Below are 26,944 nucleotides of genomic sequence, written 5' to 3' on the forward strand. Positions count from 1 at the left end.
CCCTGCGCCTGATCGGCGAGGTGATCGAGCGTGAGTTCGGCATCAAGCTCTCGCGCTCGGCCGTGGGGCGGGCGATGGCGGCACTGGGCTTCACCCCGCAGCGCCCGCTGCGCCGGGCGCGCGAGCGTGACCCCGTGCTGGTCGAGCGCTGGGAGCAGGAGGAATTCCCGGCGATTGCCGCCGAGGCCAAGCGCGTGGGGGCGCGGATCTTCTTCGCCGACGAGGCCGGCATGCGCTCGGATCATCATGCCGGCACGACCTGGGCACCGATGGCCCGCACGCCGACGGTGCCCACCACCGGCCAACGTTTCGGCATCAACATGCTCTCGGCAGTGGCCCCCGACGGGCACTTCCACTTCATGGTGCATGAGGGTCGCGCCACGGCCGAGGTCTTCGTCGACTTCCTCCAACGCCTGCTGAACGACGCCGATCGGCCCGTGTTCCTCGTCGTCGACGGCCACAGCATCCACAAGGCGCGCATCGTCAGGGAGTTCGTCGAAGCGCAAAACGGCCGGCTCAAGTTGTTCTTCCTGCCGCCGTACTCCCCGCACCTCAACCCAGACGAGCAGGTCTGGGGCAACGTCAAGGCATACATCGCCAAGCAGACGGTGGCCAACAAGGTCGACCTCAAGGAGAAGGCAGTGCGGGCGCTGGAGCGCCTGTGCGCATTGCCCAAGGTGGTTGCCGGTTTCTTCCGCCATCCGCACTGCCGCTATATCCTCGATGCCCACGCTGCGGCCTGACATTACTTAATGGACGGTTAGTACGCGCGGCTCCCCCAGAAGCCCTCCCGAGGCGTGTAGGCTGGGGCAAGCGCCCCGGCAGCTCCTCAGCAACGGCTCCCGCCAGCCGACGGCGACTCGCGGCGCAGGAGCGCCGCCGGATGCGTGACACCGCGGGAGCGGTGTCACCAGGCGACAGCGGCTGCGGCAATCGGCGTCGAGCATTCGCTTCGAGGAAGTGAAAGCGCTTCTGCGATCGGCAGGGTCCGTGCTGTTCGCTTGCTGAACCGTCAGCCATGTGCTGCAATCTAGAAAATTGTGACACAAGCGAGTGGCCAGGCGATGCGAGAAATCAACGTGCGCGAGATGCGGGCATCCATCGGGCGCCTCGATGAGCTCGTGTGTGAGGCCGGCGAGCTCGTCATCAGCCGGCACGGTAAGCCGATTGCGCGCGTCCTGCCGATACGCGGCCGTCGCGCGCGGCCGGACCACGCCGATCTTCGCGCCCGCATGCCGCGTGTGCGGGAACCTTCCGAAGCCCTGATTCGCGCTGAGCGGGATGAGCGCTGAGACCGGCTCCGCCTACCTGGACACCAGCGCGCTGGCCAAGTGGTATGTGAACGAGCAGGGCTCGGATGCGTTCGTCGCCTATCTTAAGGGACTCGACTCGGCGGTCATCAGCAGCCTGACGCGTGCGGAGATGCGCAGCCTGTTCGCCCGCCGCAGGCGCATGGGCGACTTTGACGCAGCCCTCGAGACGCTCCTCTTCTGCGCGTTCCTCGACGATATCGCGAGCGGCGCCTTGCTGGTGCGACCGGTGGATGATGCGCGCTTCGACGATGCGGCCAATCTCATCGGGCGCTACCCGGAGCATCCGCTTCGCACCCTGGACGCACTGCACCTCTGCGTGGCACGCCAATTGGGTCTGGAAGCCCTGGCAACGGCCGATGCGACGATGGCCGCGGCGGCCCGGACCATGGGCTTCTCTGTCGCCCGATTCTGACGCCTGACTTTGCGCCAATTCCCCACAGACATGCCCCATCCACCGCAGATCAAGATCCCCGCCACCTACATGCGCGGCGGTACCAGCAAGGGTGTCTTCTTCAAGCTCGACGATCTTCCAGAGCCCGCCCAGGTGCCGGGTGAGGCGCGGGACAAGCTGCTGCTGCGGGTCATCGGTAGTCCGGACCCCTATGGCAAGCAAACGGACGGTATGGGCGGGGCCACGTCCAGCACCTCGAAGACCGTGATCCTGTCCAAGAGCGACCGCCAGGACCACGATGTGGATTATCTGTTCGGCCAGGTGTCCATCGACGAGCCTTTCGTGGACTGGTCCGGCAACTGCGGAAACTTGAGCGCCGCGGTCGGCGCCTTTGCCGTGACCAACGGCCTGGTGGACCCGGCGCGCATCCCAGAGAACGGCGTCTGCGCCGTGCACGTCTGGCAGCAGAACATCGCCAAGACCATCGTCAATCACGTGCCGATCACCAACGGCCAAGTGCAGGAGACCGGCGACTCCGAGCTCGACGGCGTGACCTTTCCGGCGGCCGAGGTACCGGTGGAGTTCGTGAGCCCCATCGACCCCGGCGAGGCGGTATTCCCCAGCGGCAATCTCATCGACACCCTGGAAGTCCCGGACATCGGCACCTTCGAGGTCACGATGATCAACGCGGGCATCCCGACGGTATTCCTGAATGCGAAGGATCTGGGCTACGACGGCACCGAGCTGCAGCCGGCCATCAACGACGACGCGGCGGCGCTTGCGCGCTTCGAGACCATCCGCGCCCACGCCGCCGTGCGCATGGGCCTGATTCGGGATGTCGCCGAAGCCGCTGCCCGCCAGCACACGCCGAAGGTGGCCATCTGCGCGGAGCCGAAGGGCTACACGGCCTCCAGCGGTAAGGCCATCGAGGCCTCTGACATCGATCTCAATGTCCGCGCCCTGTCCATGGGCAAGCTGCACCACGCCATGATGGGCACCGCCGCAGTCGCCATCGCCAGCGCCGCGGCCATCCGCGGCACACTGGTGAGCCGAGCCGCCGGCGGCGCGGGCCGCGAAACCCTCACCTTCGGCCATCCCTCCGGAACGCTCAAGGTCGGCGCCACCGCCTCGGAGCAGAACGGCACGTGGCGGATCGAAAAGGTCGTCATGAGCCGCAGTGCCCGGGTGCTGATGGAAGGCTGGGTGCGAGTGCCCGGCGATACCCTCTGATCCGCACCGCGAGTGCCACGACGCCGTGGGCGGCTTGCCTCCGGCTCGCGGGGAGTCGGATGGGGCCGAAGCGGCCCATGGCGGGACGGGCACTGCTTGTTCAGGCCCGACCAGGCGGTTACCCTGCCATCAGCCTCGCGCGGCAGCGCTCGTGACCAGGCCGAAAAAACCATTCAGCAAGTATGCCCATACCCGACGAGGAGTCCTCGACATGTCCCACAAGCCCGCCGTCATCGCCGTCGTCAGCCTTTTGCTGGCCGCTCCCCTGTATGCCGAGGTGGATCTGCAAACCCAGCCGGTGGTCGCCGAGGCTATCGAGACCAAAATCGAGGGCGAGGTCATGGTGGTGAACACCAACACTCGCCTGATGACCCTCAAGCTGGCGGATGGCACCTACAAGGTGCTGCACGTGCCGCCGGAGGTGGAGCGCCTGGAAGAGATCAAGATCGGCGACATGGTGACCATCACCGAGAGCACCACCGCGCTCATCGAGCTGCAGACCGGGCGCGACGCCGGTGCCATGGGCGCCGAGGGCGAAACCCAGGTGACAGTGGAGCCCGGCGACAAGCCCGCCGGCAGCATCACCGATGCCCTGACCCTCTACGGCAAGATCGTCGGCGTCGACAAGGCCGCAGGCACCATGACCATCCAAGGCGCCGAGACCACCCGTGTCTTTCCGGTCGAGGATGCAGCCTTGCTGGACGAGCTCGAGGTGGGTGACGGCGTCGTCGCCGAGTTCCGCAACGTCATTACCGGCGAAGTGACCGTCAAATAATCGGCCCTGCGTACCCGCGGCGCCCTGCGCGCGGGCGCCGCCGAGACAAGCCGCCTGCGGGCGGCTTTTTTCGTGGCTTGACGCTTTTGGCAATCTGCGAACCGGCGGGCGCTCTCGGGGCTTATTTCTTGCCGAACAGCAGCGGCTCCACGTCCGCGAAGCGGCTGACGAAGTGGACCTTGAGGCCTTTCTTGATGTGCTCCGGCACTTCGTCGTATTCGCCTTCGTTGTCCGCCGGCAGAATGATCTCCTTGATGCCGGCGCGCCGCGCTGCGATCAGCTTCTCGCGCACGCCGCCGATGGGGAAGACCTCGCCGGTGAGGGTCAGCTCGCCGGTCATGGCGACGCGGCGCGCCGGCTTGTTGCGCGCCAGTGACAACAGCGCCGAGGCCATGGTGATGCCGGCGGAGGGGCCGTCCTTGGGCGTGGCGCCGGCGGGCACATGCAGGTGGATGAAGCCCTTCTCGAAGAAGTTGGGGTCCGCGCCGAACTTGTTCGCGTGGCTGACGATATAGCCGTAGGCGATCTCCGCGGATTCTTTCATGATGTCGCCGAGCTGGCCTGTCAGCTTGAAGCCGCGGCTGTACTCGTGGGTGCGTACCGCCTCGATAGAGAGTGTCGCACCGCCCATGGCGGTCCAGGCGAGGCCCGTCACCACGCCCGGGCCGCCGAGCTTGCGCTCGTCGCGAAAGACCGGGCTGCCGAGGTAGTCCCTGAGCTGCTCGGGGCTCACGCTCACCGGCTTCTCTTCGCCCTCCAGCAGGCGCACCGCGGACTTGCGCACAATCTTGCCGAGCTGCTTCTCCAGTCGGCGCACGCCGGCGTCGCGGGCGTAGCCTTCTATCACCGCGCGCAGGGTCTTGGTGGCGAGCTTCACGGTGCCCTTGTCGAGGCCGGCGCGCTCGATCTGCCGCGGCAGCAGGTATTTCTTGGCGATGGCCAGCTTCTCGTCGGCGATGTAGCCGGAGAGCTGGATGACTTCCATGCGGTCCAGCAGCGGCCCCGGGATGGTGTCGGTCTGGTTGGCGGTGCAGACGAAGAGCACCTTGGACAAGTCGAAGCGCAGGTCCAGGTAGTGATCCAGGAAATCCCGGTTCTGCTCCGGGTCCAGAACCTCCAGCAGCGCCGAGGCGGGGTCGCCGTGGTAGCTGGCGCCGATCTTGTCGATCTCGTCCAGCATGATGACGGGGTTCTCGGTGCCGGCGTCCTTGATGGCCTGGATGAACTTGCCCGGCATGGCGCCGATGTAAGTGCGCCGGTGGCCTTTGATCTCGGCCTCGTCGCGGATGCCGCCGACGGAGAAGCGATAGAACCGCCGGCCCAGGGTGTCGGCGATGGAGCGGCCGATGGAGGTCTTGCCGACGCCGGGCGGACCCACCAGCAGGATGATGGAGCCCGCGATCTCGCCCTTGTGGATGCCCACGGCGAGGAACTCCAAAATACGGTCCTTGACGTCGGCGAGGCCGTAGTGGTCGCGGTCCAGAATGCGCCGCGCGCGCTTTAAGTCCAGCTTGTCCGCGCTGTCGACGCCCCAGGGCATCAGCGTGATCCAGTCCAGATAGTTGCGGGTCACCGAGTACTCCGGTGAGCCCGGCTCCAGCACGGACATCTTGTCCATCTCTTCGTCGACGCGCTTCTGGGCCTCCTCGGTGAGCTTGAGCTTCTCCAGGCGCTCCTTGAACTTATCGATCTCCGCGGTGCGGTCGTCCTTGGCGATGCCGAGCTCCTTCTGGATGGCCTTGAGCTGCTCCTTCAGGAAGAACTCGCGCTGCTGCTTCTGCATCCGCTCTTCCACGCTCTCGCGGATCTTTTGCTGCGCGCGGGCTAGCTCCAGCTCGTTGTTCAGCAGCACCAGCACCTTCTCCATGCGCTTCATCAGCGGCACCGCCTCCAGCACCTCTTGCAGCTGCTCCTTGCTGGAGGTGGTCAGGCTTGCCGCGAAGTCCGCCAGGTGCGAGGGGTCGTCCGGCCCGAAGCGGTCGAGGAACATCTTGAGCTCCTCGACATAGAGCGGATTCAGCGGCAGCAGCTCCTTGATGGTGTTGATCACCGCCATGGCGTAGGCCTTCACCTCGCTCTCGGGCTCGTGCCGAGGCTCCGGCATGTAGTCCACGCGGGCGGTGAAGGGCGCCTTGCGGTTGACGAAGCGCTCGATGTTGAAGCGTTGCAGGCATTCCACCAGGACCTGCAGCTTGCCCTCGTCCTCGGCGACGCGGTGCACCCGGCAGGCGGTGCCGACGGCGTAGAGCTCGTCCGCGGTGGACTCCTCGGAGGACTCGGCACCGGTGAGCACCACGCCGAGGATCTTGTGCTCGCTCTCACCCACCTGCACCAGGGTGCTGCGCCAGTGCTCCGCGTCCATCAGCAGCGGCACCGCCTGGCCCGGGAAGAAGGGCCGGGAGGCCACCGGCAGCAGCGGGATCAGCGTCGGCAGCACCTCGGAGGCGCGGGCCAGCTGACTGCCGTTCTCTTCGGTGTCCTGCGCCTCGCCGTCGGCGTCGACGCGGTCGTCCTGGCGATCGTCTGGGGCGGGGATGTCGTTCATGATTGACGTGGTCGCTGTCCGGTCGGTGGCGGCCGAGCGCAAAGGCCCGACAGCACAGTCCAGTGTTCATTGGCGCCGGTCCCGCGTCGCCGCGAGTCTTGCTGATCCGGCGAATTGACCCGTCAATTTCAGGGATTAGGGTTGGGAATGCAACCGCTGTCGGTGGTGTCCCGGGCGCCGGCAGCGGCGTTGGCGAGCCGGGCGAAATCCACCACCGAGAGCTGCTCCGCCCGCGCCCCGGGGTCGAGTCCGCAGCGCGCCAGAAGGGCCGTGTCCGCCAGCCCGCGCAGGCTGTTGCTGAGGCGTTTGCGGCGCTGCGCGAAGGCGGCGGCCACCAGGCGGGCATGCAGGTCCGGGTCGGCGATGGTCAGCGGCGGCGGCCGCAGCGGCACCAGCCGGACCACGGCGGAGGCCACCTTGGGCGCTGGCGTGAAGGCGCCAGGGCCCACCGTCAGCACACGCGCCACGGCGCAGCGGCTTTGCACCATCACCGACAGCCGGCCGTAGACCTTGGAGCCCGGCGCGGCGGCCATGCGATCCACCACCTCCTTTTGCAGCATCAGATGCATGTCCCGGATGCAGTCCATTTGCGCCAGAAAGCGGAACAACAGGGGCGTGGAGATGTTGTAGGGCAGATTGCCGACGAGGCGCAGACGCTCGCCGGCCTCCGCGGCGCCGGTCGGGCGCAATCCGCACAGATCGAAGCGCAGGGCATCCGCCTGATGCACCCGCAGCTGCCCGAGACCGCCCAGGCGCTCGGCCAGGGGGGCCACCAGGCCCCGGTCCAGCTCGATGACGTCCAGCGTGCCGGCGGCCTCCAGCAGGCCGGCGGTCAGGGCACCGCGGCCGGGGCCGATCTCCACCAGGTGCTCTCCCGGCACCGGCGCCACGGCGGCGAGGATGCGGCGGATGGTGCCCGGGTCGTGCAGGAAGTTTTGTCCGAAGCGCCTGCGCGCCCGGTGCGCGCCCGGCGGCTGTGCGGCGTCCGGCGGTGCGTCGGCTGCGGGCGAGTCGGACATGTGCGGTGCTCGGGGCGATGGGTGAAACGTCTTGCGCCATGCAGGGGCCTGTCCCTGTGGCGGCTGGACCAACGCGCATCATCAATGCGCGCCGGCGGTTGGGCAAGTAGGCTTGCCGTCCAGCCTTCGCGCCTGCATTTGCAGGCAAAGCCTTTACAACCGAGGTCCTGTACCTCGACAGGAGCTAACCCATGTCCGCAGCCATCGACCCGCCGAGCCGCGCCGGCCGCAGCGTACCGAGCCGGCGCTTGAGCCGCCTGTGGCACATCGGCCGCGCCACCACCGACCTCGCCGCCGGCGTCGGCGTGCGCGGCATGATGGAGCTGGCTCGCTCGCGCCGCAGCGGCGAGGTGGCGCGTATCCAGTTGAGCCCGGAGGCCACCAAGCGCTTCACCGATCGGCTCGCGCGTATGCGCGGCGCCGTCATGAAGATGGGCCAGCTCATGTCCATGGACGGCACTGAGATGTTCACACCGGAGGCGGCGGAGATCATGGCCGAGCTGCGCGACCGCGCCGAGCCCATGCCCATGAGCCAGCTGAACAAAATCCTGGAGAGCGAATGGGGCCGGGACTGGCGCAAGGCCTTCCGGCGCTTCGAGTTCCAGCCCATGGCCGCCGCCAGTATCGGGCAGGTGCACCGCGCCGAGACCAAGGACGGCCGCCGGGTCGCGCTGAAGATCCAGTTTCCAGGCGTGCGCGAGAGCATCGACAGCGATATCGACAATCTCGGCTTCTTCGCCCGCAACCTCGGCATGGTGCCCAAGGGCATGGACATCGGCCCGCTGTTGGAAGAGGCCCGTGTGCAGCTCCACCAGGAGGCCGACTACGAGGCCGAGGCGGCGTCGATGATGCGCTATCGCGCGCTGGTGGGGGACGACGCGGATTTCTTCGTGCCCGCCGTGCACGACGACCTGAGCACCGACCGCATCCTGGCCATGGACTTCGCCGACGGCGTGTCCATCGACCACCTGGCCGAGTCAAGCTACAGCCGGGCCGAGCGCGACCGCGCCGCCAGCCTGCTGGTGCGGCTGATGATTCGCGAGCTGTTCGACTTCGGCCTCGCGCAGACCGACCCGAACTTCGGTAATTATCTCTACGACGCCCAGAGCAAGCGTGTGGTGCTCCTCGACTTCGGCGCCGCGCTGCCGGTGCCCGGCGAGATCGCCGAGCAATACCGGGCGTTGGCCCATGCCGCGCTGGCGGACGACGAGGCGGGCCTGCGCCAGGCCGCCATGGCGCTCGGGCTCATGGCCCCGGATGTCGACACCGCGACGGCCAAGGCCCTGGTGGAGATGATCCGTGTGTCCTCCGAGGTGCTGAGGCCCGGCATCTACGACTTCGGCAGCTCGGATCTGTTCGAGCGCCTGTACGTCAAGGGGCGGGACATGTACATGGACGAGGCCTTCACCCATCTGCCCGAGCCCATCACCATGTTCCTGCAGCGCAAGTTCGCCGGCATGTTCATGCTCTGCCGCCGGCTGCGCGCCCGCGTGGACCTGCGCGGCATGCTCGACCCTTACCTCTGACTGGAGCGCCGGCTTTCAGCCGGCTCCGCGCGGCGGTCCCGTCAGCGTCAGACGACTTCGATACCGATTTCGCTGCGGCATCAAGGTGGCTTACGCCAAACCGCGGGCGCACGAGAACGCTACCGAGGCTGACGCCGCGAGCCGAGGTTGGCATCATCACGGCGAGGACTGCGGAGCGCAATCGATGGCTTCCGCGGTCCCCGCATCGGCGATCAACCATGAGCCGGAGGCCCGCGCCACATGACCGCTGCGACCGTAACACCTGTCCGACCTTCTACGCTGGGCCGAGCGCATAGGGTGTCCTTGTCCGAATATCACCGCATGGGCGAGGCTGGCATCCTCGGCCCCGGCTTGCGCACGGAGCTGATTGACGGGGAGGTCATCGAAATGCCACCGATCGGACATCCACACGCCGGAACGGTGGACCTCCTCGCCAACCGCTTGGGGGGAGTCGTGAGCAAGCGGGCCTTGCTTCGGGTGCAAGGGCCGATCTGGCTTGACGACTACAGCGAGCCGCTGCCCGACATCGCCCTGCTGCGGCCCCGTGCGGACTATTATCGCGGCGCCCACCCCGGTCCGGCCGATGTCTTGCTGGTGATCGAGGTCGCCGACAGCAGCCTCAGCTATGATCGAGAGGTCAAGCTGCCGCGCTATGCCTTGGCAGCGGTCCCCGAAGTCTGGCTAGTGGATTTGTCCGGCCGGCGGCTGCTCATACACCGACGGCCCGAGGGCGGTCGCTGGAGCGATGTCGAGACGGTTGCTGACCTCGTGGCAGTGCCGGTGCCGTTAGCCGACGGTCAGCCGGCCTTGATCGACTTGACGGATTTGGTCTAGCGCGTCCGTGGCATAAGGCCTAGGCCGCCCAGTCTCTTGCGGGAGTGCTGCGCGCAGGTGGGCGTACCTACTCCAACCCCAGAATCAACGCCCACTGCGCATCGGTGACGGGCATGATGGACAGCCGGTTGCCGCGGCGCACCAGCGGGAAGTCCGCCAGCGGGCCGTCCGGGTCATTGGCCGCGATCTCTTTTAGCTCCGCGAGCGAGATGGTGCGCTTGGTGTGGCGGACATACTTGAGGTCCACCATGTACCAGCGCGGGTTGTCCGGATCGCTCTTGGGGTCGTAGTACTTGGCGTTCGGGTCGAAGGCGGTGTGGTCGGGGTAGGCTTCGCGCACCACCTCGGCGATGCCGACGATGCCGGGCTCCTTGGTGTTGGAGTGGTAGAAGAAGACCGTGTCGCCCGCCTTCATCTCGTCGCGCATCATGTTGCGGGCCTGGTAGTTGCGCACGCCGTCCCAGGGCTCGGTTTGGTCCGGGCGGGCGGCGAGGTCGTCGATGCCAAAGGCATCGGGCTCGGATTTCATCAGCCAGTGGGCCATGGCGGGTCTGTCTCCTTTGATGCTTGGTGGGCCGGGTGGTCCTGCTGGACCCGAGTCGCGTCAGGCCACGGATGGTAAACGACTGTCGGGCGGTGTCGAAATCGCCGAAGCGCCGAGCGTTCTTCCCTATACTCGACGGGTCGCGGCGCAGCGGGACCGAGCCAGGTGCAGAGACAGGCTCCCGGGTGACTCGGTTTCGTGCGCCCTGGCTTGGTTTCCAGGACACGACAGGAGACAGCAGTCATGCATACCAAACCGGCCATTGCCGCCGCCGTAGCGGCCCTCATCGGCACCGGGGTCGGCGCCGGCAGCGCGCAAGCACTGGACTTCGGCGAAATGATGAACCCCTCCAAGTGGTTCGGCATGGGAAAAGAAGAGCGGCCGCCGCAGCAGCCCATGCCGCCGCAGCTCTATCCCAGCCCGCCGCAGCAGCCCAACGCCCAGCCTGCGCAGGCGCAGGCGGCACCACAGCAGCAGGCGCCGCAGGCCCCGCCGCAGCAGGCTCCATCGCAGCCCGCCCCACCGCAGTCGGCCCAACCGCAGGCGTCGGCATCCCAGCAGCCCGGACAGATGCCGCCCCGGATGCAGGGCCAGGCGCCGGCCCAGCCCCAGACCCAGCCCCAGCCCGGCCAGCAGATGCCGCAGGGCTATGCGCCCGGGCCGGCACCTGGCTATGGCGCTGCGCCTGGCTATCCGCAGGCGCCCGGCTATGCACCCGGCTATGGCGGCCCACAGGGTTATGGCGGCGGCTATCCGCCGCCGGGGTACGGGCCGATGCCCGGTGGTTATGCGCCCTATGGGCCGGGTGGCGGCTACCCGCCGGCGTATGGACCGGGCTACGGACCTCCGGCCGAGGAGGGCAACGGTGGCTTCAACCCAATGAACATGATGCGCGCCCCCATGCGCATGATGGGCGGGGACCAGGAGTAAGGCCGCCCGCCGCGGCGCCGGGCCTGCGGGAAGCCGCATTTGTGCCCGGCGCCGGTGCGACCCATCTCCGGCGCATCGCTCAAGACTTTTGCTCACCCTCGCTGCCGGAGAGTCACCCGCCATGGAGCAACGCCCCAGCATCAAGACCGCGCTGCCGAAGCATCGCTACGACATCAGCGACTACAGCGCCACTGTGCTCGGCGACATCGATACCGACGATCCCCATCCCTACCGCTGGATCATGGCCCTGGTGCCCATGGGCAGCCAGGAGCCGTCGCTCTATATCTGCGCCCAGCGTGCAGCGCCGGAGCGCGCCAGCATGGGCGACTATGATCTGCGGGTGGTCTCCGAGGCGCTGACCGACGTGGTGGACACCGCCGATCGCTGGGGAGATCTGGAGATCTTTACCGAGCAGGCCCTGGATCTCGCCTGCCAGGTGCTGGGCCTGAAGCAGGAGATGGTGATCAAGCTGATGTGAGCGGCCGCCTGCGGCAGGGGCAGCGACAGGTGCGGGCTCAGGACCCGCGCGAGAGCAGCAGCGTGTCCAGGGTGCCGCGGTATTGCTCCACCCGGGCGCTGACGCCGGCGAGCTCCTGCTCCATGGCGGCGATGCCCCCCGACAGGTCGTCCGCCGCGGCCTTGGCGCCGTCGCGCTCGGCCTTGGCGATTTCTTGGCGCCGGTGCAGCGCCGCCAGCTCGCGCTCCAATTGCTTGAGCTCCCGCGTCGCTCGCCGCCGTCGGCGCGCGGGGGTGTCGCCGGCGAAGGGTAGGCCGCCACCGGACTGGGGCTCGCCGCGCGCATCCACCAGCACGCGCAGCGCCCCTTCCCGGGCCTTGAGCTCCTGCTCGCGCAGGCCGAGCTCCTCCACTTCCGCATCCAGCGCCGCCGCGCGGTCGGCGCGCTCGCTGCGCCGCGTCCTGAGGTTGGCGAGCTCCCCGCGCAGCCGTGCCTCTGCCTCGCGCTCCTGCTCCAGCAGGCTGCGGGTCTCCCGGGCGCGGACCTCGCGGGCGGCGGCTTCGCGCTCGGCGCGCTCGGCGTCGGCGCGCTGGGCGAGCTCACGCTCCTTGAGCCGGCGGTGGTCGTCCAAGGCCATCTGCTTGCGTTTGGACTGATCCCGTGCGCGCTGCTCCTCCAGCTCGAATTCGCGTCGGCGCAGGTCCAGCTCCGCCTGCGCGGCGGCGCGCTCCTGCTCCCAAGCGGCGCGCTTCTGGGCCAGCTCCTCGTCCAGGCGCTTGCGCTCGGTCTCGGCGCGCCGCTCCATCTCGGCGAGGGCGGTCGCGTGCGCCTTGCGGGCCTCGGCGCGCTTGTGCTCGAGCTGCTCCAGCTCGGCATCCGTCTGCGCGGACAGGCGCCGCTGCGACTCGCGGGCCTGCATTGCGAGCTCCTGCTCGCGGGCGGCGAGCTCCGCCTCCTGGCGCCGGCGCTCCAGGCGCAGCCGGGCGTCGATGTCGTCCCGCCGGCGCTCGAGCAGCTCCGACTCGTAGTGACTGTCCGCCAGCAGGCGCTGGAGCCGCGCCCGGGCGGCATGCACGGACTGGAAGCGGGTTGCATAGCCTTCGGGGTCGCGCTCCCAGCGCTCCCACAGGCGCGCGAAGTCCGTGGGCGAGAGGCGGCGCACCGGATCGGCGTATTGATCGAAGCCCGGGATATGGTCGAGCCCGCCGCCCAGGTACTTGCGATAATGCAGCTGCACGTCCTCGCTGTAGTAGGCGTGCACCGCCGGCGGCTCGAAGAGCTTCAGCGCCAAGAGCGCGAAGAAGAGAATGCCCAGCGCCGCCTGGGCGAAGCCCTCGACGGTCTCGAAGTGCGGCACGCCGGCCTCGGCCGGGCCGCTCTTGAGGTCCGCCAGCGCCTTGGATTGGGCTGCAAACGTGAGCTTGGGCGGTACCGCCGGCGGCTGCTCCGCCTCCACCTCGGCGGTGATGCGCTCCAGCAGGGCGGCTTGCTCCCGGCGGACGCTTTGTAGGGCGTCGGTGCGCTCGCCGAGGCGCTGGGTGAGCTCGGCGATGCTGGCCTCGACGCCGGCGAGGCGCTCCTCGCGCTGGGCTTGGATCTCGGCGAGCTGCTCTTCCAGCAGGGTGGCGCGCTCGTCCCATTTGCGGGCCTCCGGGCCGTAGCCCTCGGGGCGCCCTTCGCGGCCGAGGACCTCGTCGCCGACGCGCTCGCGGGCGGCGGCGAGGTCGCGGGTCAGCACCTCGATCTGGGGCGCGAACTCCGCCTCGATGCGCTCGCGGCGCTCGCGCTCGGCGGCGAGGGACGCCTCCAGACGGGCGATGTCGGCCTCCAGCGCCTGCACCCGCCCGAGCAGGCCCTGATCGCGCTGCTCGGCGCGGGCGCGCACCTGCTCGCGCAGGGTCGCGTCGCGCTGCTCGTAGTAGCGCTCCACCTGCGCCTGGTGCCAGGCGGCGATGTCGTCGGCGCGGATCAGCTTCTCGATGAAGGGCGCCGTGACATAGAGCGAGATGGCGACGATGGCGATGCGCACGGCGATGCCGACATACCAGCGCACCACCGGGCCGATGCCGCCGCGCTCGTCCATGGCGTGCCGGCGCCGGCGGGCGAAGGACGGGCGCTCGGACATAATCAGCGAGGCGTCCACGATCCAGACGACGGCGAACAGTAGCGCGAACATGAACACCGCCACCGGCAGCCGCAGCCAGGGCGCGGCGGAGGGCACCAGCGAGGCGCCGACGGCGCCCCAGACGAAGCCCTCGATGCTGGCCATGAGCAGAATCACCACCCAGGCCGAGCCCAGCCAGACGCCCGCGGCGGGGGTCAGCAGGCTGCGGCCGTAGGGGCGCAGCGTGAAGATGTCGAAGAGCGAGGGCCGGCGCGGGAAGCCGGTGTCCTCGGCGACGCTGGTGTCCGTGTCGCGCCGGGCGCTGCGCCCCGATCCGAGCCGCGGCAGGGCGTCTCGCAGCGAGGCGAGCAGCCGGCGTCCTTGGGCGTTGGGGCCCATGCGCTAGACCATCTTGCGCAGCTCGTACTCGAGGATGCCCTCGGCGCCGGCGGCGGAGAGCTGCGGGATCAGCTCGCGCACGGCGGCGGCATCGACGATGGTTTCTACGGCTAGCCAGTCCTTGTCGTAGAGGTGGCTCACGGTCGGCGCGTGCAGGCTTGGCAGCAGGGCGACCACTTCGTCCAGCTTCGCCGCCGGCACATTGCACTTGAGCGCCACCTTGTGCCGGGCCACCAGCGCCGCCTTGAGCATGAGCGCGATCTGCTCGATGCGGGCGCGCCGCTCGGGGTCCGCCAGCGCGGCGTGGTTGGCGATGAGCCGGGTGTCGGTGACCAGCAGATCGGCGACGATGCGCAGCCCATGGGCGCGGATGGTGCTGCCCGTCTCGGTGATCTCCACCACGGCATCGACGAGTCCTTCCACGGCCTTGGCCTCGGTGGCGCCCCAGGAGAACTCCACCTCCGCGTCGATCCCGCGCTCGGCGAGGAAGCGGCGCGTGAAGCCCACCAGCTCCGTGGCGACCTTGCAGCCGGCGAGATCCTCGACGCGCTGGACGGGCGAGTGCTCGGGCACCACCAGCACCCAGCGGCTCGGCCGGTTGGACGCCTTGGAATAGGTGAGGGTGCAGACCTCGGCGACGTCGGCCTGACTCTCTAGCATCCAGTCCAGGCCGGTCAGCCCGAGGTCCAGGGTGCCGCGCTCCACGTAGCGCGCCATCTCCTGGGCGCGCACTAGGGCGCAGCGGATGTTCGGGTCATCGATGTCCGGGTAATAGTTGCGCGTGTGCGGCGTGATGCGCCAGCCCGCCTGCGCGAAGAGCTGAATGCTGGCCTGCTCCAGGCTGCCCTTGGGGATACCGAGCTTCAATGGGGTCATGGGCTTGCGGATACGGCGGCTGCTGCCGGCTTGCGGCACTGTCTCCTGTCATTATCGCCGATCCATCGCCGGCGAGTCGGCCAAAATGCCGACAGGCGTTGGCTTTGATGCAACAGACGGCGCGGTGAAACTTGCCGAAAAGCGACAACCGGACTAGGCTCACGCTCGGCAGGGTTTTAGCGTACAACGCCAGTGTGCGTGCTGCGAGCGCATCGCGACGCCCGTCCCGCGCTCGCGGGCGGCGCGCCCCGATAGGCGCAGCCGCCGGTGCAGCCCGCGCGCAAGCTTACGGCGGCCATGGACGGGGCTCGTCCGCCAGCGCCGAGGCGGCTCGCGGCTCGCGCCGTCCCGTCGGCCAAGACCCTGACCGAGAACCGCGCGGACAGCCGTGACCGCCGCCCATCAGCAGCCTTGGCCGCATGCCCGTCGCAATATGATGCCCACCCTCCTCGATTCCGTTGCTTCCTGGTCCGCGGCCGTTGTCGCCGCCGGTCTCTGCCTGTCCACAGCCGCGATGAGCGCCGAGGAGGGGCCCAGCCAGGGGCTTCGCGAGGCGGGCTGGCTGCAAAGCGTCCGGCTGGAGCCCTATCGCGTGCGGGTCACGGCCAAGCTGGACACGGGCGCGAAGTCCAGTGCCATCCATGCCGTTGACGTGGAGCGGTTCGAGCGCGCCGGGGTGGAGCGGGTGCGTTTTTCGTTGTTTACGGACCACACCGAGCAGGCGGGCGACAAGCTGACCTACGACCTGCCCATCGAGGGCGAGGTCCGCATCAAGCGCGCCCCCGGCAAGCCGCCGGAGGAGCGGGTGACGGTGCGGCTCGGCTTCTGTCTGGACGGCGAGCTGATGGACGCCGAGGTCAGCCTGGACAACCGCGCCAACCTGAACTACCCGGTGCTGCTGGGGCGCGAGTTCCTGCGCGAGCATTTTCTCGTCAACTCGGCGGAGACCTTCCTCCTGCCCTATGACTGCCCGTCTGCCAAGTCCAGGGACAAGGCGTCGGACGTCGATGCGAAGGGTAAGGACGCCGACTGATGCCGGCGCCCTTCTTTGCCCGATTGTCGCCGCTGGCGGCCATGGCGCTGCTGCTGGCGGGCATCGGTCTGGGCATGACGGTGTTGAAAGCCGTGCACTATGACGTCCCGCTGCTGCCGGAGCTGACCACCACGGTCTGGACCGTCGAGGCCCGTATCGGCTTCCGCGGTGACGGCGGCTCGTCCAAGGTGGAGTTTTTGCTGCCGCCGCGGGTGTCGATGGAACGGGTCATCGACGAGAACTTCGTCTCCCGCGGCTACGGGCTCGCCATTCTCGAAGCCGACGGCCGCCCCCGTAAAGCGACGTGGACGCTGCGGCGTACGCCCACCAGGCCGCAGGCCCTGTACTACCAGGTGAGGGTGCTGGGCGGCTCGGTGGTGACGGATGCCTCGGTGCCGCCCTTTCCGCCGGTGCCGGATTACAAGGAGCCGCTGGCTTCGGCCATCCAAGCGGTGCTGAGCCAGGCGCGCGAGCAGTCCGCGGATGTCTTCTCCTTCACCGAGCAGACGCTGCGGATCCTGGCCGACACGGACGACGAGAACGTCAAGGTCATCCGCAACGTGGACGACCGCCGCAGCTGGGAGCACCTGGTGGCGGAGATCCTCGCCGGTGCGCGCATCCCGACACGTATCGCCTACGGCCTGCCGCTGGAGCGCCCGCTGGTGGAAGGGCAGCTCATCCCCTGGCTGGAGGTGCACAACGGCGACGAGTGGCGCGGCTACAACGTCGTCACCGGCGCGCCCGGCTACCCGCCCGGGTTCTTCATCTGGCGCTACGACGACGCCGATCTCCTGCGCACCCGGGACGTGCGCGATGTGGGCTTGAGCTTCTCCACCACCCAGACGCGGGTGGCGCAGATGGACGTGGCGCAGCTGACCGGCGCCGCCTTTGCCGTGCAGCCCTTCGGCATCGATTTGACGCGGCTGCCGGTGTCCGTGCAGAACCTCTATCACGTGGTGCTGATGCTGCCGCTGGGAGCGCTGGTGGTGGCCTTCATGCGGGTGGTGGTGGGGGTTCCCACCTTCGGCACCTTCATGCCCATCCTGATCGCCCTGGCCTTCCGCGAGACCCAGCTCGCCTGGGGGCTGGCGTTGTTTCTGACCCTGGTGCTCGTCGGCCTGTCGCTGCGCCTGGCCCTGGCGCAGCTGCGGCTGCTGCTGGTGCCGCGGCTGGCGGTGATCCTGGTGGTGGTGGTATGCCTGATGCTGGCCATCACGGTGCTGAGCTTCCGGCTCGGCGTGGAGCAGGGGCTGTCCATTGCGCTGTTTCCGATGGTCATCCTGGCCATGACCATCGAGCGCATGTCCATCGTCTGGGAGGAGCGCGGCTTCGGCGAGACGGCCAAGGAGACGGCAGGCTCCCTGCTGGTGGCGGTGTGCGGCTATTTCGTGATGAACGAGCCGCACTTGGAGCACCTGATGTTCTACTTCCCGGAGCTGCTGCTGGTGGTGCTGGCGGTGCTGCTTCTGCTCGGGGCCTACAGCGGCTACCGGCTGACGGAGCTGTTCCGCTTCGGCGCCCTGGCACGGGCTCGCTGACAGATGACGAGCCTACCCGAGCAGGGAGCCTCAGCCGGCGGCAGCGGCGGCTGGCTCGGGCGTTGGCGGGCGCTGCGCGGCAACGGCGTGCTCGGCATCAATGCCCGCAACCGCCGCTATGTCATGCGCTGGAACTCGCGCAGCAAGTACCCGCTGGTGGACGACAAGCTCACCACCAAGCGCCTGGCCCTGGAGGCGGGCCTGGCGGTGCCCGAGCTCTACGGCGCGGTACGCTTCCAGGGCGAGCTGATCCACCTGGACCGCGTGCTGGCGGCGCCGGAGTCCTTCGTCATCAAGCCCGCCCACGGCAGCGGCGGCGACGGCGTGCTGGTGGTCACCGATCGCCGCCGCGGGCTCTTCATCAAGGGCGACGGTCGGGCGCTGACGCTGCGGGACATCGAGTACTTCGTCTCCAATATCCTGAGCGGCGTGCACTCCCTCGGCGGCATCCCGGATGTAGCCATGGTCGAGTACCGGGTCCGCCCGAGCCGGCTGTTCGATGCCATCAGCTACCGCGGCGTGCCGGATATCCGCCTGCTGATCTTCCGCGGCATCCCGGCGATGGCCATGGTGCGGCTGCCGACACGGGCCTCCGACGGTAAGGCGAACCTACACCAGGGCGCTGTCGGCGTCGGGATCGCGCTCGCGAGCGGTGTGACGGGCCACGGCGTGGTCCGCGATCAAGTCGTCGACGAGCACCCGGATTTCGGCACGCCCTTGGTGGGTCATGCCATTCCGGATTGGGAGGCGCTGCTTGCCATCGGCGCCCGCTGTGCGGACCTCGCCGGGCTCGGCTACTGCGGCGTGGACCTGGTGCTGGACGAGGACCGCGGGCCCATGATGCTGGAGATCAATGCCCGGCCCGGGCTGGCCATCCAGATCGCCAACCAGTGCGGGCTGGAGCAGCGGCTCAAGGTCATCGAGGCCATGCGCGAGCTGCCGACGGACATCGGTGAGCGCATCGCCCTGGCGCGGGAGCTGGACGCGGCGCGGACCGCGGCGGGTTGAAGTGACGGTTACCTCAGAATTTAGGTTACCGTCCGCAGATTTGTCCGTGACGGTTACCTCGGAATTGGGGTTACCGTCCCCGGATTTTGCGCGGCGCTGAGCCTCGGCGTGGCGGCTGGTCAGAAGCGGCAGATGGTCTCGCCGCCGTGCTCGATCCAGCCGTGGATCATCTTCGGTGTGGTCATGCCGCTGGCGCAGTGGCCGGCGGCGTCGATGCAGATGACGCCGCCGCGGCCCTTGACCTTGCGGCTGAGAAAGCCGATGCCGTAGTCGACGGCGCCGGCGGCGTCCACCTGTGTGAATTCGACCGCATCGGCGATGGTCTTGGCGAAGACGGTGCGCATGAACTCTTCGCCATAGCCGGTGGCGGAGACGGCGCAGGTGTCGTTGTCCGCATAGACGCCGGCGCCGATGATGGGGGAGTCGCCGACCCGGCCCATGCGCTTGTTGACGATGCCGCCGGTGGAGGTGGCCGCCGCGAGGTTGCCGGCGCGGTCGCGGGCCACGGCACCGATGGTGCCGTATTTCTGCTCGTCGCCTTCTTCGTCGTGGTCCAACATGATGCGCTTGCGCAGCCTGGCCTGCTCCAGCTGCTTGATGCGGTCGGGGGTGAAGAAGTAGTGATCCGGCGTCAGCTTCATGCCGCAGTGCTCGGCGAAGTGCAGGGCGCCCTCGGCGATGAGCAGCACGTGCTCGCTGCCGTCCATGACCAGCCGCGCGAGCTGCACCGGGTTGGCGATGTTGCCGACGGCGGCGACGGCGCCGGCGGCGAGGTCGCGCCCGTCCATGATGCCGGCGTCCATCTCGACCTTGCCGTTCTCGTTCAGCACCGAGCCGCAGCCGGCGTTGAACAGCGGGTCGTCCTCCAGCTGCGAGGCGCAGGACTCCACCGCCTCCACGGCGCTCGCGCCCTGTTGCAGCATGGTGCGGCCGTGCTCCAGCACCACGCGGATGCTCTCGAGATAGCGCACCGCGATGCGCTCGTCCTTGACGTTGTCGAGGGCCCCGGCGCCGCCGTGGACCATCAGAGAGAAGCTGTCTTGCATGCTGTGGCGAACCTCGGCGCCCCGCGGGGCGCCTGTTGGGGCAGCCGCCGTGGCGCCCGTGCTGAAAGGATTGGGCGCCGCCGGCACCCGGTCGCTTGGGCCGAGGATGGGGGCGGCCACGGCAAAGCCGAGTCCGGCGGCGTCAGAGCCGCATCAGCAGCTCCTGCTCCAGGCGTGCCTGGGTGGCCTCGTCGCCGGCGATGAGCACCAGGAGCTTGCCGATGAGGATGGGGCCCCAGTTCACCAGGATGATGCCGGTGCCGGTGGCGGGGTCGTACTCGATGCCGCTCAAGTCCACCGCCGAGAGGCTGCGGTGGCGGGTGTGGTAGGCCTTGGCCAGCCAGACGTCGATACCGAGCTTGTGGGCGACGGCGGTGGGATAGCTGGCGCCGTTGTAGCGCGGGTTGCATTCGATGGCGAGAAACTCCGGCGCCGTGTCGTCGCCCACCACGGCGACATCGAAGGCGAAGACGCCGCGCATGCCCTGGTCATGCAGCCACTGCGCCATGGGCTCGACGCTGTCCCAGGGGGTGTGTCGGGCCGGGTGGCGGTTGCCCTGGTGGACGCAGCCCGCGAGCACCTGCTCGGTGGCCGCGTGCCGGCGCACGCCCCGGGCATCGCTATCAAATTGCAGATTCAGGAAGACGTCCGTCACCACCTCCTGCTGGATCTGCACCGGCGTGTCGGGCGAGAACTGACCGATGGCCGCCCGCAGCTCGGCGTCGTCCGCGCAGCGGTGGATGCCGACGCCGGACACCGAGACGGCGGCCTTCAGATAGCAGGGCAAGGGTGCGGCGGCGATGTCCGCTTCGGTGATGGCATCGACGGTGGCGAAGGGAATGGTCAGCGGCACGGGCACGGCCAGCCGTTCGGCCACGTCCATGAAGGTGTTCTTGGAGTTGATGGCCGCGACGGTCTCCAGCCAGCGCTGGTCGGGGCGCACCGCGTGCTCGTCCGGGCCGAAGAAGAACACCGACACGTCATGGTCCGGGTACTGCGCGAGCTGCGCATGGCTCAGGTCCCAGAGCACGTCCGTGGTGTGACTGAGGCCGATGCGCCGGTAATGGGCGCTGATGGCGTCCCATTCGCCGGCGAGGTCCGGATGCAGCTGCAGCACGTCGCCGGGCTGGCTCAGGCCCAGGGCGCGCCCCGAGTAGAGATGGTTGCCGGTGACACCATCGGCGGTGCAGCCCATGATGTCGTGATTGAGGATCCGCCGCGGCTGAGCGGCGCTGACGGTCTGCGCCAAGGCTGCCCCCATGCGCTGGTGCTCCGGTCATGTCGCTTGCTGTACTCGCCGGTGAAAGCAAAAATGGTGCCGGTGGCGCGACGCCGCTTGCCGCGACCTCGTCCTAGTGCGGGTGCTCATGCTGGTGCGCGCGCCCTGGTGGCTGCACCGCGTTGGGGCGTTCGTGGGAGCGGCATCCCTGCCGCGACGCTGCGCTGATGCGATTGCCATTGGCGTCGCGGCCAGCGGCCGCTCGCACGGCGGCTCCGGTTGTGGGAGCGGCATCCCTGCCGCGACGGTGCGCTGATGCGGCTGCCACGGGCGTCGCGGCCAGAGGCCGCTCCCACGGCGGCTGCGGTTGTGGGAGCGGCATCCCTGCCGCGACGATGCGCTGAGGCGGTTGCCACTGTCGTCGCGGCCAGAGGCCGCTCCCACGGGAGTGGCGGTGCGAATGGGGGCGGCTTCAGCCCAGCGGCGACTCCCCCCCGGGTGTGTCGGACTCGGCGCCGGGCGCGCCGGGCTCGGCGGCACCGGGCTGGTGGTCGAGAAAGCTGCGCCGGAAGCGGTCGCACTGGTCGATCAGCTCGCGGGTGCTCTTCGGCATAGGCACCCGGGCGCGCACGATGTGGCTCACCAGGGCCGTGCCCACCTTGAGGATGCGGTTGCTCTCCTGGGCCTCGTGGATCTGGCGCAGGGTCGGCGCCGGCGGCAGATAGGGCTGCACGCGGCGCAGCTTGTCGCTGGCTACGACGAATGCCGGCCAAACCGTGAAGATCACGGGGTCCGTGCGCAGGATCTCGGTCTTGCGCTTGGCGGCCTCGGCGAGGTCGTCCAGCAGTGGGCGCAGCGTCGGCAGCTGGGTGCTGCCGTCGAAGGTGGCGGCAATGGTGGCGGTGATCCGGTCGATATCGCGCATGGTCTGCGCGATCTTCACGTAGCGGCTCTGGTAGAAGGTGGCGATGGGCTGGCTGAAGGCCTTGAAGGGCTCGCCCCAGAGCTCGTCGATGCCCTCGTCGCCGCCGCGGTGGCGCACCAAGCGGCCGAGCTCCAGGGCCTCCAGCAGATAGTCGCCGCATTCCTGCATCAAGGCGTCGTCGGGCTCCACCTGGACGCCATCGGCCTGCAGCTCCACGAGCTTGGTGAAAATGGTCGTGGCGCGGTTGAACAGCGCCCCGGCGAGCATGGCGCCATTGACCCGCTTGCGCTCGGGGTCCATTTCCCCTTCGTAAGCGGCGCGAGCCTCCGCCAGGCGCATGCCCGGGATGTTGATACCGTGCTCGACGTGGTTGAACAGGCGGCGGGTCAGCGCCTCGATCAGCGCCTTCTTGGCCTGGAGGCCCTCCGGCGGGGGCTCGTAGTACTTGATCCAGTACCCGTCCATATAGATACAGGTGCGCCCGCCCACCTCGGCAATGGCACCGTTGGCGGGGCCAGGGTCGTCGGTGTTCGAGGTCGAGCGCTCGACGGCGCCATGATCGGGCTCCAACTGCATGCTGGGCGGCGTTGCTCCAACGCGGCGGCGGTAGGTTTCAGCGGCGGGGCGATGCCTTGAACCCCCGATGGGCGGATGCTGAGATCCATTCGGTGCGAGGCCCGACCATTTTCGGTGCTGTCAACGCGCGATTGCAACTGCTTAAACAACCTAAAATGTACGTCGCAAGCACCTGAAAGATTATGGGTCTTGGGCTCATAAGGTCTATTATTGCCTGTCATTAGGCAACCGTTGGTCCCGTCGCGGCCGCCGTTTCCGCAAGCGCCGGCCGTCTGCCACCACCTGACCGACACCGATGCGCGGGGCCTTGCGGCAATCGCGGTCGGATCGTCCACTGACTATAGAAGCGAGCCGTGATGCCAGTAGCGCGCCGGAGCCAGCACCGAACCGCAAGCCGAGCAGCCAGGGGACGCCGTCGCAAGGCGCTGTCGCGTCGGGACCAGGACCTTCGTCAGGAGCAGGACCTTCGTCAAGGGTCCGCGCCGCCGCCGTCGTCGGGCATTCCCTACGCCCGCGCAAGGCTGCGCCTGACGCCCCTTGGCCTTGGCGTGCTCGGACTGCTCGCCGTCGCGGCGCAGCCGCTCGCCGCGCAAGCCGGCGAGAGCACCCGCGCACAGTCGCCGGCAGCCGCCGGTGAGGCGCAGCCAAGCGCGCTGCCGCAGCCGCCGCAGACCCCGCGGCCGAGCCGCGCGGCCGTGAATGCGCTCATCGACCGCTATGCCAAGCGCTCCGGCCTGGAGCGCGATCTGGTGCACGCCGTGGTGCGGGCGGAATCGGGCTACGACGCCCACGCCGTGTCCCATGCCGGGGCGGTCGGTCTGATGCAGCTCATGCCGGAGACGGCTGCGGACTACGGCGTGGACTCGGTGGCGGCGCTGTTCGACGCCAAGACCAATGTGCGCATCGGCACCCGGCACCTGAAGCGGCTGGTGTCGCGCTACGGCATCGGCAAGGCGGTGATGGCCTACAACGCTGGCGAAGGCGCGTTGGCGCGCCACGGCGGCTTCGTCACCTATCCGGAGACGCAGCGCTACACCCATCGCGTGCTCACTGCCTATCTGAGCCGCAAGGGCGTCGGCGCCTACTCCGGCAAGGCACGTCAGATCACCGGCATCAGCCTTACTCCGGCCATGGCCCAGGCGGGCGGCGGCAAGTACCGCGGGCTCACCCAGCGCGAGCGGGCCAGGCGCATGCGAAGCGCCGGTCTCTCGGGCCTGTCGCTGAAGGTGCGACCGTCGCTCGGCATCCCGCCGTTGGACCCGACCGCCCACGACATCGGCCCGGATACCAAGCCCATGTTCGTGCTCGAGCGTCCCGCGGAGGACAACTGATCGCCGCCCCCGCCGGCACGGTCGGCCAGCGGCGGGGGTCAGAGCAGCATCCCCACCAGGGCGCCGGTCATCAGCGTAGCTAAGGTGCCGGCGAGAATGGCGCGCAGCCCCAGTGCCGCCACCTCGCTGCGCCGCTCGGGTGCCAGGGTGCCCAGGCCGCCCAGCATGATGCCCAGGCTGCCGAAGTTGGCGAAGCCGCACAGGGCATAGGTCATGATCAGCCGGCTGCGCTCGCTCAAGGTGCCCTCGGGCAGCGCCGCCAGCTCCATGTAGGCCAGCAGCTCGTTCAGTACTGTCTTGATGCCCATGAGTCGGCCGGCGTCGGCGGCCTCCTGCCAGGGAATACCGATCAGCCAGACCACCGGCGCGAATAGCCAGCCGAGCAATCGCTCCAGGGTCAGGGGCGCACCGGCCACCGCCGGCAGCAAGTCGAGGGCCGTATTGGCCAAGCTCACCAGCGCCACCATCACGATGAGCATCGCGATGATGTTCAGCAGCAGCGGCAGGGCGTCCAGAGCGCCGCGGGTCACGGCGTCCATGGCCCCGGCATAGCGCTGCCCGACCGCGGGCAGGTCGTCGGCGGCCGACGGCCCCGCACTGCGCGCCGCCGGTACCAGGATACCCGCGATCACCAGCGCCCCCGGGGCGTTCACCAGGGAGGCCGTGAGGATGTGGCCCAGCGCGTTGGAGACCGCATCGCCGATCAGGGCGGCGTAGAGCACCATGACCGTGCCGGCGATGGTGGCCATGCCCGTGGTCATCAGTGCGAAGAGTGCACTGCGGCTCATGGCGGTGAGATAGGGCTTGATCAGCAGCGGCGCCTCGACCATGCCGATAAAGACATTGGCCGCGGCACCGAGCCCGAGCGGACCGCCAACGCCGAGACTGCGCTGCAGCAGCCAGGCGAAGCCCCGCACCACTGCGGGCAGGATGCGCCAGTGGAACAGCAGCGCCGCCAGGGCCCCGATGACCAGTACCAGCGGCAGGGCGCGGAAGGCCAGGACGAAGCTGTTCTCGGGATAGGCCACCTCATAGGGGGCCGCGGCGCCGCCGAGGTGGCCGAAGACGAAGCTGGTGCCGGCCTCGGTGGCTTGGCTCAGCGCCAGCACCAGTGCGTTGACGGCCACAAACAACTGCTGTGCCGCCGGCAGCTTCAGCAACAGCAGGGCGACGGCGAGCTGCAAGGTCAGTCCCCCGAGGACCAAGCGCGCGCGCACCGCGGCACGGTCTTCGCTCAGCACCCAGGCAAAAGCCAGCAGGGCGGTGATGCCGAGCACGCCGCGCGCGCCCTGTAGCAGCAAGTCCGTCATGGACGGCTCCGTGTGCGGTTGCATGGACGGGCATGGGTCGCCGCGCCGCGGGCAGTGTAGCGCCCCGACCGTGCCCGCGCCCGCCAGCGGGTGCCGCAGCCCGACTGGCGCTGCTGCGGCGAGCATCGAGCGCTTGGCGTTGAAAAGGCTGGGCGGGCGCAGCACAATTCGGGCCTTCACCATCCGGGAGGTCTCCCATGACCCAGACGCACATGCCCAACCCGCGCCGGGGCGCGCGCGCCCTGCTGGCGGCGCTGCTTGGCTTGCTCGTGCTCGGCGCCGGCCTGGAGCGCATCGAGGCCGCCGCCAGCCGCGACCCTGGCCAGTACTTCTTCGATCAGACCTTCGGTGACTTCACCGAAGAGCTCGCGCTCGCCCGCGACGAAGGCAAGCAGGGCATCCTGTTGATGTTCGAGATGGACGAATGCCCGTTCTGCCACCGTATGAAGACCACGGTGCTGAATCAGCCCGGGGTGCAGGACTACTTCAAGGAGCACTTCCTGATTTTTCCCGTCGACGTCGAAGGCGACATCGAGGTGACGACCTTCAGCGGCGAGACCAAGGCGCAAAAGGACTTCGCGTTACAGGACCACCGCGTGCGCGCCACCCCGGTGTTCGCGTTTTTCGACCTCGACGGCAACCTGGTGGCCCGCTACACGGGCGCGACCCGAGACGCAGAGGAGTTCATGCTCCTCGGCCGCTATGTCGTCGACGAAGCCTATAAGGAAACCACCTTCACCAAGTACAAGCGCGCGCAGGCGGATGACCGGCAAGCGGCGCGCTAGTGCACGGCCCCCAAGCGGCGCGCGAGTGCACGGCCCCAGGAATCCGGAGACCGTTTGCGATGATGTTGACGCATCGGCAGCGGTTTCGAGCTTTCGAGCGCCGTGCCGATCTTGGTAAGGCAAGGCCAATCATCGGCATCAACCTAGACCCTCACCGCAGCCGCTGACGGAAACCGCCATGACCACATCGGAGCACACCGACAACGCCATTTGTCTGCGCTGCACCGTCGCCGGGCAGGTGCAGGGGGTCTTCTTCCGCGCCTCCGCGCGCGAGGAGGCGCTGCGCCTCGGCGTGAGCGGCCACGCGCACAACCTGCCGGACGGCCGCGTGGAGGTGCTCGCCTGCGGCGAGCCGGAGGCGGTCAACGCCCTGCGCGAGTGGCTGCGCCGCGGCCCGCCCCAGGCGCAGGTGACGGGCGTGGCCTGCGAGACCCTGGCCTATCAGGCCCTCAGCGGCTTCACCACCGGCTGACGCGAGAGCGCCTGCGCTGAGACTGCCCGCACTGCACGCCGGACGCATCCTGGCCCGGCCGAACCGCTTCGTCGCCGAGATCGAGCTCGCCGGCGGCCAGCGTGTCGACGCGCATGTGCCGAATACGGGCACGCTGCTGAGCTGTTGGCGCCCGGGCGCTCCGGTGCAGCTCTCGCAGGCGGACAATCCGCGCCGCAAGCTGCGCTGGACACTGGAGCGCGTGGACATGGGCGGCGGCTGGGTCGGCGTCAACACCCAGCGCCCGAATCAGGTCATGGCCGAGGGCATCGCCGCCGGGCGCATCTCCGCGCTCGCGGGCTATGGGCGGCTGCGCCGCGAAGTGGCCTTCGCTGCGGACGGCGGCGAGGCGGGGCGTATCGACATCGCACTCGACGAGGGCAGCCGACCAGCCGCCCTGGTGGAGGTGAAGAACGTCACCCTGCTGGACGGGCCGCATCTGCGCTTTCCGGATGCCAAGAGCGAGCGCGGGCGCAAGCACCTCGCCTTGCTCTCGGCGGCGGTGGCCGGCGGGCGGCGCGGCGTCATGCTGTTCGCGCTCAATCGCGCCGAGGGCGAGCGCTTCGCGCCCGCCTGGGACATCGACCCCGCCTACGGCGAGGCCCTATTGGCGGCCGCCGCCACCGGGGTGGAGCTGCTTGCGGTGCGCATGGTGCACGGGTGCGACGGCATCACCGTCGGCGACGCGGTGGCGCTCGACCTCGCACGGCCCCGGATCTGACGCCATGCGCTCGGGCGCG

At 68.9% G+C, this 26,944-nt stretch carries 25 protein-coding genes; 16 read left to right on the top strand and 9 right to left on the bottom strand.

The features are described 5' to 3' along the window. The 5 genes from CKO31_RS17775 to CKO31_RS17795 form a co-directional block, all read left to right on the top strand. Nucleotides 1-743, top strand: a 743-nt coding sequence (locus tag CKO31_RS17775) for an IS630 family transposase (RefSeq protein ID WP_200240115.1), incomplete at its 5' end; no start/stop codon positions are given. A gap of 321 nt (nt 744-1,064) precedes the next feature. Further along, a complete protein-coding gene (locus CKO31_RS17780) occupies nt 1,065-1,292 on the top strand; it encodes a type II toxin-antitoxin system Phd/YefM family antitoxin (RefSeq protein ID WP_200240117.1) in 228 nt (75 codons plus the stop codon). Next, on the top strand, nt 1,282-1,725 hold the full coding sequence (locus CKO31_RS17785; protein ID WP_200240118.1) for a type II toxin-antitoxin system VapC family toxin: 444 nt from the start codon (nt 1,282-1,284) through the stop codon (nt 1,723-1,725). Before CKO31_RS17780 ends, CKO31_RS17785 begins: the two co-directional genes overlap by 11 nt. 30 nt (nt 1,726-1,755) lie before the next feature. Further along, the gene (gene prpF, locus CKO31_RS17790; RefSeq protein WP_200240120.1) at nt 1,756-2,934 is read left to right on the top strand and encodes a 2-methylaconitate cis-trans isomerase PrpF; all 1,179 of its coding nucleotides are present in this window, start codon (nt 1,756-1,758) and stop codon (nt 2,932-2,934) included. A 211-nt stretch (nt 2,935-3,145) separates the two neighbouring features. Continuing rightward, nucleotides 3,146-3,709, top strand: a complete 564-nt coding sequence (locus CKO31_RS17795) for a copper-binding protein (RefSeq protein ID WP_200240122.1) — start codon at nt 3,146-3,148, stop codon at nt 3,707-3,709. 121 nt (nt 3,710-3,830) lie between these two features. Here CKO31_RS17795 and lon read toward each other — a convergent pair whose 3' ends face one another. Beyond that, the gene (gene lon, locus CKO31_RS17800) at nt 3,831-6,254 is read right to left on the bottom strand and encodes an endopeptidase La (protein ID WP_200240124.1); all 2,424 of its coding nucleotides are present in this window, start codon (nt 6,252-6,254) and stop codon (nt 3,831-3,833) included. Between the two features lie 128 nt (nt 6,255-6,382). Beyond that, entirely contained in the window at nt 6,383-7,273 is an 891-nt protein-coding gene (gene rsmA, locus CKO31_RS17805) for a 16S rRNA (adenine(1518)-N(6)/adenine(1519)-N(6))-dimethyltransferase RsmA (protein WP_200240126.1), read from the bottom strand. Between the two features lie 191 nt (nt 7,274-7,464). Here rsmA and CKO31_RS17810 point away from each other — a divergent pair, with 191 nt between their 5' ends. Next, entirely contained in the window at nt 7,465-8,799 is a 1,335-nt protein-coding gene (locus CKO31_RS17810; protein ID WP_200240128.1) for an ABC1 kinase family protein, read from the top strand. Nucleotides 8,800-9,096: 297 nt separating this feature from the next. Then, nucleotides 9,097-9,633 carry a Uma2 family endonuclease gene (locus tag CKO31_RS17815; protein WP_322789172.1) on the top strand — a complete coding sequence of 179 codons (537 nt, stop codon included), beginning with the start codon at nt 9,097-9,099 and terminating at the stop codon, nt 9,631-9,633. Between the two features lie 67 nt (nt 9,634-9,700). On the opposite strand, the gene CKO31_RS17820 is transcribed toward CKO31_RS17815, so the two are convergent. Beyond that, nucleotides 9,701-10,177 carry an EVE domain-containing protein gene (locus CKO31_RS17820; protein WP_200240132.1) on the bottom strand — a complete coding sequence of 159 codons (477 nt, stop codon included), beginning with the start codon at nt 10,175-10,177 and terminating at the stop codon, nt 9,701-9,703. Between the two features lie 243 nt (nt 10,178-10,420). On the opposite strand from CKO31_RS17820, the gene CKO31_RS17825 reads away from it, so the two are divergent. Then, entirely contained in the window at nt 10,421-11,107 is a 687-nt protein-coding gene (locus tag CKO31_RS17825; protein ID WP_200240134.1) for a hypothetical protein, read from the top strand. Nucleotides 11,108-11,228: 121 nt separating this feature from the next. Next, nucleotides 11,229-11,585: a hypothetical protein gene (locus CKO31_RS17830; protein WP_200240136.1), complete on the top strand. Its 357-nt coding sequence runs from the start codon at nt 11,229-11,231 to the stop codon at nt 11,583-11,585. Between the two features lie 37 nt (nt 11,586-11,622). On the opposite strand, the gene CKO31_RS17835 is transcribed toward CKO31_RS17830, so the two are convergent. Continuing rightward, nucleotides 11,623-14,067, bottom strand: coding sequence for a DUF4407 domain-containing protein (locus CKO31_RS17835; protein WP_200240138.1), 2,445 nt, complete (start codon nt 14,065-14,067; stop codon nt 11,623-11,625). 3 nt (nt 14,068-14,070) lie between these two features. After that, entirely contained in the window at nt 14,071-14,943 is an 873-nt protein-coding gene (gene hisG, locus CKO31_RS17840) for an ATP phosphoribosyltransferase (RefSeq protein WP_200240140.1), read from the bottom strand. Between the two features lie 433 nt (nt 14,944-15,376). On the opposite strand from hisG, the gene CKO31_RS17845 reads away from it, so the two are divergent. The 3 genes from CKO31_RS17845 to CKO31_RS17855 are packed head-to-tail and all read left to right on the top strand — an operon-like array spanning nt 15,377 to nt 18,522. Continuing rightward, a complete protein-coding gene (locus tag CKO31_RS17845) occupies nt 15,377-15,976 on the top strand; it encodes an ATP-dependent zinc protease family protein (RefSeq protein WP_200240142.1) in 600 nt (199 codons plus the stop codon). After that, the gene (locus tag CKO31_RS17850; RefSeq protein ID WP_200240144.1) at nt 15,976-17,514 is read left to right on the top strand and encodes a UUP1 family membrane protein; all 1,539 of its coding nucleotides are present in this window, start codon (nt 15,976-15,978) and stop codon (nt 17,512-17,514) included. Before CKO31_RS17845 ends, CKO31_RS17850 begins: the two co-directional genes overlap by 1 nt. Nucleotides 17,515-17,517: 3 nt before the next feature. Then, the gene (locus CKO31_RS17855; RefSeq protein WP_200240146.1) at nt 17,518-18,522 is read left to right on the top strand and encodes an alpha-L-glutamate ligase-like protein; all 1,005 of its coding nucleotides are present in this window, start codon (nt 17,518-17,520) and stop codon (nt 18,520-18,522) included. A 119-nt stretch (nt 18,523-18,641) separates the two neighbouring features. Here CKO31_RS17855 and CKO31_RS17860 read toward each other — a convergent pair whose 3' ends face one another. From CKO31_RS17860 to CKO31_RS17870, 3 genes are all read right to left on the bottom strand, one after another. Next, nucleotides 18,642-19,568: an isoaspartyl peptidase/L-asparaginase family protein gene (locus CKO31_RS17860; RefSeq protein WP_242475472.1), complete on the bottom strand. Its 927-nt coding sequence runs from the start codon at nt 19,566-19,568 to the stop codon at nt 18,642-18,644. A gap of 142 nt (nt 19,569-19,710) precedes the next feature. Further along, nucleotides 19,711-20,829: an ATP-grasp domain-containing protein gene (locus CKO31_RS17865; RefSeq protein ID WP_200240148.1), complete on the bottom strand. Its 1,119-nt coding sequence runs from the start codon at nt 20,827-20,829 to the stop codon at nt 19,711-19,713. Nucleotides 20,830-21,259: 430 nt separating this feature from the next. Next, entirely contained in the window at nt 21,260-22,288 is a 1,029-nt protein-coding gene (locus tag CKO31_RS17870; protein ID WP_306341761.1) for a hypothetical protein, read from the bottom strand. A gap of 548 nt (nt 22,289-22,836) precedes the next feature. On the opposite strand from CKO31_RS17870, the gene CKO31_RS17875 reads away from it, so the two are divergent. Next, complete coding sequence (locus CKO31_RS17875) at nt 22,837-23,619, top strand: lytic transglycosylase domain-containing protein (protein ID WP_322789171.1); 783 nt, start codon at nt 22,837-22,839, stop codon at nt 23,617-23,619. A gap of 38 nt (nt 23,620-23,657) precedes the next feature. Here the strand turns inward: CKO31_RS17875 and CKO31_RS17880 are convergent, their stop codons facing one another. Next, nucleotides 23,658-24,929 (bottom strand): NupC/NupG family nucleoside CNT transporter, encoded by a 1,272-nt coding sequence (locus CKO31_RS17880; protein ID WP_200240152.1) that lies wholly within the window; start codon nt 24,927-24,929, stop codon nt 23,658-23,660. A gap of 197 nt (nt 24,930-25,126) precedes the next feature. On the opposite strand from CKO31_RS17880, the gene CKO31_RS17885 reads away from it, so the two are divergent. From CKO31_RS17885 to sfsA, 3 genes are all read left to right on the top strand, one after another. After that, on the top strand, nt 25,127-25,714 hold the full coding sequence (locus CKO31_RS17885) for a thioredoxin family protein (protein ID WP_242475470.1): 588 nt from the start codon (nt 25,127-25,129) through the stop codon (nt 25,712-25,714). A 178-nt stretch (nt 25,715-25,892) separates the two neighbouring features. Next, nucleotides 25,893-26,186, top strand: coding sequence for an acylphosphatase (locus CKO31_RS17890; protein WP_200240154.1), 294 nt, complete (start codon nt 25,893-25,895; stop codon nt 26,184-26,186). A 31-nt stretch (nt 26,187-26,217) separates the two neighbouring features. Further along, nucleotides 26,218-26,925 (top strand): DNA/RNA nuclease SfsA, encoded by a 708-nt coding sequence (gene sfsA, locus CKO31_RS17895; protein ID WP_274607773.1) that lies wholly within the window; start codon nt 26,218-26,220, stop codon nt 26,923-26,925. Nucleotides 26,926-26,944: the final 19 nt, after the last annotated feature.

The sequence above is a fragment of the Thiohalocapsa halophila genome (assembly GCF_016583825.1).
GTDB classification, from domain to species: domain Bacteria; phylum Pseudomonadota; class Gammaproteobacteria; order Chromatiales; family Chromatiaceae; genus Thiohalocapsa; species Thiohalocapsa halophila.